Origin of the sequence: Methylophaga sp. UBA5088 (assembly GCF_002414625.1) — a bacterium.
Taxonomy (GTDB): Bacteria; Pseudomonadota; Gammaproteobacteria; order Nitrosococcales; family Methylophagaceae; genus Methylophaga; species Methylophaga marina.
The window spans coordinates 7,050-15,425 of the sequence record NZ_DIAC01000098.1 but is presented as its reverse complement, the minus strand read 5'-3'; the positions used below and the strand labels follow the sequence as shown (position 1 = coordinate 15,425).

Genomic DNA, 8,376 nt, shown 5'->3' with positions numbered 1-8,376 from the left:
TTTGGTGATCTGCTCGACTTTCTAGCTCAGGATCACAAAACCCAGAGTATTCTGCTGTATGTCGAAGGTATTCGTGATGCCCGCCGTTTTATGAGCGGGCTACGTATTGCTTCACGCATGAAACCGGTGGTTGTAATCAAAGCAGGCCGCCATCAAGCCGGCTCACAGGCGGCTTTAACGCATACTGGTGCGATGATGGGTGGTGATGATGTATTTAATGCCGCAATTCAACGAGCCGGTGTGGTCAGAGCCGATACCATTCAGCAGCTTTTTGCCGCCGCTGAGTTGTTAGCCACTCAATGTCGGGTGCATGGCCGGCGTTTGGCGATCGTCACCAATGGCGGAGGCCTTGGGGTGATGGCCACCGACAGAGCGATTGATTTAGGCATTGAGTTAGCCAACCTGTCGGAAGCGACAATTACCAACCTGGATAAAGTATTACCTCATCACTGGTCGCGCAGTAATCCGATTGATGTGCTTGGCGATGCCTCACCAGAACGCTATAAAGCTGCCGTAAATGCCTGTTTGCAGGATGAAGGCATTGATGGGGTATTAGTGATGCTGTCTCCACAAGCCATGACCGATCCTGATGCCTGCGCACAAGCCGTTATTGATGCACACCAGACAAGCTCAAAACCCGTTCTGGCTTGCTGGATGGGTCAACAGCTTATTGCCAGTGCGGATCGTTTATTTGCCCGTCATCATGTGCCCTGTTTTTCTGATCCGGAATCCTCAGTGGAAGCCTTTGCCTGCCTCGCGCGCTTTTATGAAAACCAGCAATTATTAATGCAGGTACCAGGCCCATTATCATCACACAGCGAACCGGATATTGAGGGTGCGCGACTGATTATCGAGAGTGTACTGGCTGAAAATAGGCAAACATTAACCACAGCTGAGTCGAGAGCCTTGTTACATGCTTTTGATATCCCGGTCAGTTTGAGCATTCAGTGCCACAGCGCCAATGAAGCGCTGGTCGCGGCAGAGAGTTTTGGTTATCCGGTGGCGATGAAAATCAATGATCGTCATATCCAGCATAAAACCGATGTAGGCGGTGTTCGTTTAAATATTAATAATGCAGCCGCCGTTAGATTGGTTTACAAAGAATTACAGGAAGCGGTTCGTAAGAAAGTCCCGGATATGAAGGCATTCAGCGTTAGTATCGAACCAATGTATACCGATCCCTTCGGTAGAGAATGTCTGGTCGGTGTTAACCGTGACCCAGTATTTGGTACCACGATTGTATTTGGGGCCGGTGGTGTCAAAGTCGAAGTCTTGCAAGATACCGCTATTGCTCTGCCACCTTTAAACACGTTCCTGGCAGACAAGCTGATTAACCAAACCAAAATTGCCGCTATGCTCGGCGAGTTCCGCGATATGCCTGCCGTGAATCGTGACGCCTTAATACAAGTGTTGTTACGGGTGTCTGAGATGGTTTGTGAATTACCAGAAATTGAATCACTGGACATCAACCCACTGGTCGTCGATGAACGCGGGGTGCTCGCCTTAGATGTCAGAATCGTCGTCGCACATCATGTGAAGACCATTCACCGCTATGATCATATGGCCATTCATCCATATCCAACACATTTGACCAGACAGGAACAGTTAGCCGATGGCACGGATATTATTATCCGTCCTATTCGCCCTGAAGATGCGCTGATTGAGCAGGTCTTTTTCCGAAAACTGTCTACAGAATCTCGCTACTTCCGCTTTATGCAAGAACTCAACGAATTGTCGCAAGATATGTTGATACGTTTTACACAGCTTGATTACAGCCGCGAATTGGCTTTAATGGCAGTGACCATGGAAAACAATGAAGAAATTGAAGTCGGTGTCGCCCGTTACAGTATGAACCCGGATGGTAACAGCTGTGAGTTTGCTTTGGTTGTCGCTGATGAATGGCAACATAAAGGTATTGGCACACGACTGATGCAGGCCTTGATTTCCAGTGCCCGTCAGCAAGGGTTCAGCCTGATGGAAGGTGAAATTCTCACCAGTAATCAACCCATGCAACGACTGGTCGAAAGCTTAGGGTTTACCGTGACGGCGAGTCTGGAAGAGCCATCGATAAGACTGGCTTCCATGCATTTGTAGAGCTGCGAGCAAAAATTATCTGAAAACCATTGATTGTTAGTAACAAGAGTGGGAGCATCAAATAGTAACCACCAAAGAAGGCGTGTGAATGAAAAAAATCCCTTATACCACTGTTCGTCCGATTCGAAGTCTTAACCTGTTATCACAGGAAGAAATCATCAAACTCAGCTCTCCCAGCGCTGAGCTGCACCGACTATTCAGAGAATGTGCTCTGGCGATTCTCAACACCGACAGCCATGAAGATGATGCCGAAGAAATTCAGCAGCTCTATGCAGACTTTGATATTCGCCTGAAGTCACAACCCCGTGGCGTGATGCTGGAAATCTTTAATGCGCCAGCCCAATCATTTGTTGATGGCACGCTGATTCGCGGTATTCAGGAGCATTTATCGTCGGTATTACGCGATATTGTCTACACTGACTTTAAAATTCTGGCAGAAGAAACCAATAGCTCGGCGAAAATCACCGATAAAGTGTTCCGTATCTTGCGTAATGCCAATATGGTCAGACCGAATGTCTCGCCTAATCTGGTGGTCTGTTGGGGCGGTCACTCTATTCCCCGCGAAGAGTATGACTATGCCAAACATGTCGGTTATGAATTCGGCTTGAGAGGACTGGATATCATCACCGGTTGCGGAATTGGCGCCATGAAAGGTCCCATGAAGGGCGCTGCCGTTGGTCATGCCAAACAGCAAATCACTCATGGTCGTTATATTGGCATTAGCGAACCAGGCATCATTGCTTCTGAATCACCCAATGCCATCGTCAATGAACTGGTTATCATGCCGGATATTGAAAAGCGACTGGAAGCCTTTGTACGTCTGGGTCACGTTATCGTGGTCTTTCCCGGCGGCGTTGGCACGGTGGAAGAAATCTTCTATTTACTCAGTATTCTGCTTCATCCGGAAAATAAATACGGTATCCCATTAATCTTTGCCGGGCCCGAATCATGCCGGGACTATTTCGACACATTGGATGCCTTCCTCAAACAATGTCTGGGTGAAGACATTAGCCAATTATATGAGATTGTTATTGGTGAGCCAGAGACCGTCGGCTACAAAGTCAAACAGGCCATAGCTGAAGTCCATGATAATCGTAGAGAAACGGAAGAAGCGTATTACTACAACTGGCAGTTACATATTGACCCAATGCTGCAGCAGCCATTTATTCCCACTCATGAAAATATGGCCGCATTAAATTTAGATCCATCACTGCCTAAGCACCTGCTTGCCAGCCAAATTCGTTCAGCATTTTCAGGTATTGTAGCCGGCAATGTGAAAAGTTTTGGTATTAAAGAAGTGGCGAAACATGGGCCCTATTTGCTTAAAGGCGATCCCAGCATCATGCGTGCGATTGATAATCTCCTCCATATTTTCGTTAAACAACAACGAATGAAACTAGGCCAGGGCGAAGGAGTTTACCAACCTTGTTATAAATTGGTGGGGTAGCGTTTACTCGATAATAGTAAGGGATGTCACATAGACGACTTCACAGGCGTGAGCGCCGGTATCATCTCTGGTCATGGAGCTTTTCCATGACCAGCCATCGGTGGCTCTAGCTTGAATTAACTGGCCTTCCAATGCAATGATCTGTCCTGTTTTTACTTTCTTTAAGGCCTTGGCAACCTGACCATCAGCAGGGATCATATGCATATTGGCACTTTGGGTTTCAATATCACGTCGTGGTATCGGGAACTGCTCCACTTGCCAGTAATACCATCGCCTGGTCTGAGTGATTTCAATCTTCGCCAAAACGCTCTCATCTGACATTTTCTGCCAGCCTAATGCTAAGTCGGTCGGGGATAAGTCACTTTCTCTGTCTAAACGATAATCTTCACGCCCCAACACTTTCGCTTGTAGTGAAAAGTGTGCCAGTGGTGTGATTTGATACCCTTCAAACTTAAACGGCATCGCTTGACTGAGCTGTGATTGCACTGGCGCCTGAGCCACTTTAACACCCGGCCCTAAACTGACTTCTTCTTTATGCTGACATTGTTTTACAGTAACAACGACAAGCACAATCAACAAAAGCCATTTCACTAGCGTCATTGGGGAGTAGTGAGATTAAAGCGTTTGCCAGCAAGCATAATCAGCAATAAGACCGGTAGCCCCATCAGGGCCGTCATCAAGAAAAAGCTTTCAAAACCGATGGATTCCACCATAGAGCCTGAATAACCGCCCAACACTTTGGGGATTAAGGTCATCAATGAGCTAAAAATCGCATACTGTACAGCGGTAAAAGAGATATTGGTCAAACTGGATAAAAAAGCAATAAAGGCGGCATTCGCCAGGCCACCCGATAAATTATCAGCGGTAATCACCACATAGAGCATGGTGATATCGTGACCGCTTTGCACCAGCAGCATAAATAGCAGATTGGTAATAGCAGATAACACCGCGCCCAGCATCAATATCGGCATCACGCCATAACGCAAAACCAATATACCACCGTAGAAAGCACCGAAGATGGTCATAAACACGCCAAAGGTTTTCACGACAGTGGCGATTTCAGTTTTGGTAAACCCCAGGCTTTGATAAAGTGGATTTGCCACCACCCCAAGCACAATATCTGAAATCCGATACAAGCCCACTAGAGCCAATAATAACCAAGCTAAAGACCAGCCATAACGGGTAAAGAAGTCCTGAATAGGTGCAACATAACTGTGAGTCACACTTTGTTTATCGATAAACTTTATTTGTGTCATCAGCATCGCAACTAACGCTGCAGCAAAACCGGCAAATACCAGCCGGATCAATTCGATAATCACTGACACCAACTGAGGGTTACTGAGAAACATACCCAGCTTTTGTTTCGCCTGCTCCGTTAAGTCTGCTGTCAGTGCAAAGCTACAGATAAAGGCGCTCACCGCCAGCAAAAAGGTTATAAAAAATCGCACATGATGACGACGGTTGATTAAAGCTGATTCCTGTTGTTGCTTGGGCTCATCAATGATCAAGGTGGTCACAATGCCAAACAAAAATAAACTGGCCATGCTCCAGTAGGTTATTTGCCAAGCCTCAAAGTTATATTGCTCCATGCTGGTGCCAAAATAACTAGCCAAGAATAAGGCGCCACCACCTGCCACTAACATGCCAATTCGATAACCAGCAATGTAACTGGCCGACATCATCGCTTGCAGTTCAGCATTGGCAGATTCAATACAGTAGGCATCAGTCACAATATCCTGGGTAGCCGAGGAAAAGCCCAGACACACGGCTGCTACCCCCATCCAAACTAAAGAATCTTGGGCTGGATCCACCATTGCCATAAAAATAATGGAGCCCATCACCATGCATTGGGATAATAATAGCCAGGCACGACGACGACCGAGCAAACGGGTTAATATCGGTAAGGGCATCACATCCACCAGCGGTGCCCAGACGAATTTGAATGAGTAACCCAGCGCTGCCCAGCTGAAATAAGTGATTTCACTTTTTGCGATACCGACTTCGCCAAGCCATAGGCTTAATGTGGAAAAAATCAGTAATAACGGCAGACCTGCCATGATGCCAAACACAAGCATTGTGAGCACCCGTGGGTGCATAAATGCCTGTAAACTCTCATGCCATGAACGTAGTCGTGCTATCAAAATCGGTCTCAGATCGCGTTGAATCAGCTAAAGTAACATTGAAGTATATCTGGTTCCACTTTTGTTGCTTGAGATGCAGATAGCCAGAAAACATTGCTGATCATCATGCAGTCAACGATAATGAGAAAATAATGAGAACACACTTCTGATATTCTTGATACCTCATGGCTAAGCAACGCAAAATAATTCACGTTGATATGGATGCTTTTTTTGCTTCGGTGGAACAGCGTGATTACCCGGAATACAAAGGCAAACCATTGATTGTCGGTGGCCAGCCTAACAGCCGTGGCGTGGTCGCAGCCTGTAGTTATGAAGCCAGAAAATATGGCATTCACTCGGCCATGCCCTGTTCGCGCGCCTATCGCTTATGCCCCCAAGCGCTGTTTGTACCGCCCCGCTTTGATGCCTACCGTGAAGTTTCCAACCAAATCCGTGATATTTTCTGGCGCTATGCCAGTGAAGTTGAGCCTTTATCTCTCGATGAAGCCTATTTGGATGTCACCTACACAGAAGCTTTCAATGGTTCAGCGACATTGATTGCCCAGGCCATTAAACGTGAGATTTTGCTGGAAACTAGACTCACAGCCTCTGCTGGTGTTTCCTACAATAAATTCCTCGCCAAAATTGCCTCTGATATGGATAAACCCAACGGGCTTTATGTCATCAGACCTGAACAAGGCGAAGCCTTTGTCGCCGATCTTCCTGTCGGTAAATTTCATGGCGTTGGTCCTGCCACAGAAACCAAAATGCACAACCTCGGCATTCATACCGGCAAGGACCTGCGTGAGAAATCATTAAGCGAACTGACTGAGCGTTTCGGCAAGGCGGGTCAGTATTACTTCAACATCGCCCGAGCCATCGACGACCGCCCGGTTCGTAGCCAACGTATCCGTAAATCACTCGGTAAAGAAACCACCTTTGCAGAAGATATTCACTCGATTCCTGAGTTAACCGCCAAACTGCTCGATTTGGCTGAACGCGTCTTTGAGAGTTTGGATAAACAACAACTGAAAGCACGTACCGTCACCGTTAAAGTGAAATATGCTGACTTTCAACAAGTCACCCGGGCACACAGCGCCGAGCACATCATTAAACTGACTGACTTAAAAAAGATTATTCCGTTGTTACTGGAGAAAACAGAGGCGGGTCATAAACCAGTAAGACTGGTCGGATTAAGTATGAGTGGGTTTGATTTGCCTTCTACAGAAACTGTTCAACCACAGCTGGACTTTGAACTGCATGATCAGTTTTAAAAACCACGCACCCTAGAGTTGGATTGAAGGGGGAACCCCAATGTGAACTTAATGACGACATTGAGCTCCTCCCTCCTTTTTTATGCCAAGCAGTATTTCCTAAAAAGCCGATTTAATACGATTTTTCAGGATTTTATAACGGCTAAACGCACATTTCACAAAGTTGCCATCTCTATGTTTAAAGCGTTTCTTTAGTGCTTTTTTCACTTCCCATGTGCCTTTGTAACCGTTGGGAAAGACCACTAAATCCCCGGCTTTAAATGTGGTTGCAGGTCCACCATCATTGGGCGTCATTACACACTCCCCTTCCACAATGTATGCCACTTCAGTGGTGACAAATGACCAAGGGAATACAGAGACTTCTTTTTCCCAAGTGGGCCAATGCTCGACGCCCATCTGTTTTAATTGTGCTTCGCTGGGATTGCTGTCCACGGTAATGTTGTTCATTTAGATTCCTAGATATAAATTTGCTTAAAACCTGCCATGTTTGGCATGAGCTGAAAGTTGAAGATGCTATATTCTGCCTGTATTTCTGTAATAAACCGAATTTGCTGTTCATATTCGATATCAGAGTGAAGCCATATTTGCCATAATGCCCCTTTGCTTTAATCACTGATTTATCTATGTATACTGAAGGACAATCCGCACTGGACGTGCTACAGAACATCTTTGGCTACGATTCCTTTCGACATAATCAACAGGATATCGTTGATCACCTTATCCATGGTGGTGATGCTCTGGTATTAATGCCAACCGGCGGTGGTAAATCGCTTTGTTATCAGATTCCGGCACTTATCAGAAAAGGCACTGGCATTGTGGTGTCACCGTTAATTGCCCTGATGCAGGATCAGGTGGTGGCGTTAAACGAATTAGGTGTAAAAGCCGCTTTTCTGAACTCCAGTCTTTCAGCAAATGAAGCCCGTACAGTCGAGCAAGAACTTGAAGCTGGACTGATTGATGTGCTGTATATCGCCCCAGAGCGTTTATTAAACGAACGCACACTATCTTTGTTGAGTCGTGTCAGTATTGCTTTGTTTGCGATAGACGAAGCGCATTGTGTGTCGCAATGGGGACATGACTTTCGCCCTGAATACCAACAGCTTCGTTTGCTTCATGAGCTATTTCCTAATGTGCCGCGTGTCGCCCTCACAGCTACAGCCGATAAACGTACGCGTCAGGAAATCATTGAACAGCTCAATCTGCAGCAAGCCAATGTTTATCTGAATAGTTTTGACAGGCCCAATATTTTTTATGCGATTACTGAAGCGACTCAAGCCAAACAACAGCTTTGGCAGTTTATCGAGGAACATCACGCCAACGATGCCGGTATTGTTTATTGCCTGTCTCGCAAAAAAGTAGAAGCCATTGCCGAGTGGCTTCAGGAACAAGGTCGGGTTGCCCTGCCTTATCATGCCGGCCTATCTAATGACATCAGGGCTAG

7 protein-coding genes are annotated in these 8,376 nt (G+C 46.3%); 4 read left to right on the top strand and 3 right to left on the bottom strand.

The genetic code is table 11. The annotated features are described in order from the left end of the window. Positions 1 to 2,094: bifunctional acetate--CoA ligase family protein/GNAT family N-acetyltransferase (locus tag B4K20_RS12285; protein ID WP_289283092.1), on the top strand; the 2,094-nt coding region annotated here is incomplete at its 5' end. 88 nt (positions 2,095 to 2,182) lie between these two features. Beyond that, positions 2,183 to 3,541: a nucleotide 5'-monophosphate nucleosidase PpnN gene (gene ppnN, locus B4K20_RS12280; RefSeq protein WP_289283091.1), complete on the top strand. Its 1,359-nt coding sequence runs from the start codon at positions 2,183 to 2,185 to the stop codon at positions 3,539 to 3,541. A gap of 3 nt (positions 3,542 to 3,544) precedes the next feature. Here ppnN and B4K20_RS12275 read toward each other — a convergent pair whose 3' ends face one another. Beyond that, complete coding sequence (locus tag B4K20_RS12275; RefSeq protein WP_414673357.1) at positions 3,545 to 4,132, bottom strand: hypothetical protein; 588 nt, start codon at positions 4,130 to 4,132, stop codon at positions 3,545 to 3,547. A 5-nt stretch (positions 4,133 to 4,137) separates the two neighbouring features. Then, positions 4,138 to 5,637 carry an AmpG family muropeptide MFS transporter gene (locus B4K20_RS12270; protein WP_414683384.1) on the bottom strand — a complete coding sequence of 500 codons (1,500 nt, stop codon included), beginning with the start codon at positions 5,635 to 5,637 and terminating at the stop codon, positions 4,138 to 4,140. Positions 5,638 to 5,846: 209 nt separating this feature from the next. Between B4K20_RS12270 and dinB the strand changes: the two genes are divergently transcribed. Further along, a complete protein-coding gene (gene dinB, locus B4K20_RS12265) occupies positions 5,847 to 6,935 on the top strand; it encodes a DNA polymerase IV (protein ID WP_289283088.1) in 1,089 nt (362 codons plus the stop codon). Positions 6,936 to 7,034: 99 nt separating this feature from the next. Here dinB and B4K20_RS12260 read toward each other — a convergent pair whose 3' ends face one another. Further along, positions 7,035 to 7,382 carry a cupin domain-containing protein gene (locus tag B4K20_RS12260; RefSeq protein WP_286305740.1) on the bottom strand — a complete coding sequence of 116 codons (348 nt, stop codon included), beginning with the start codon at positions 7,380 to 7,382 and terminating at the stop codon, positions 7,035 to 7,037. Positions 7,383 to 7,558: 176 nt separating this feature from the next. On the opposite strand from B4K20_RS12260, the gene B4K20_RS12255 reads away from it, so the two are divergent. Next, positions 7,559 to 8,376 (top strand): RecQ family ATP-dependent DNA helicase (locus B4K20_RS12255; RefSeq protein WP_289283087.1); only part of this gene is annotated, 818 nt, incomplete at its 3' end.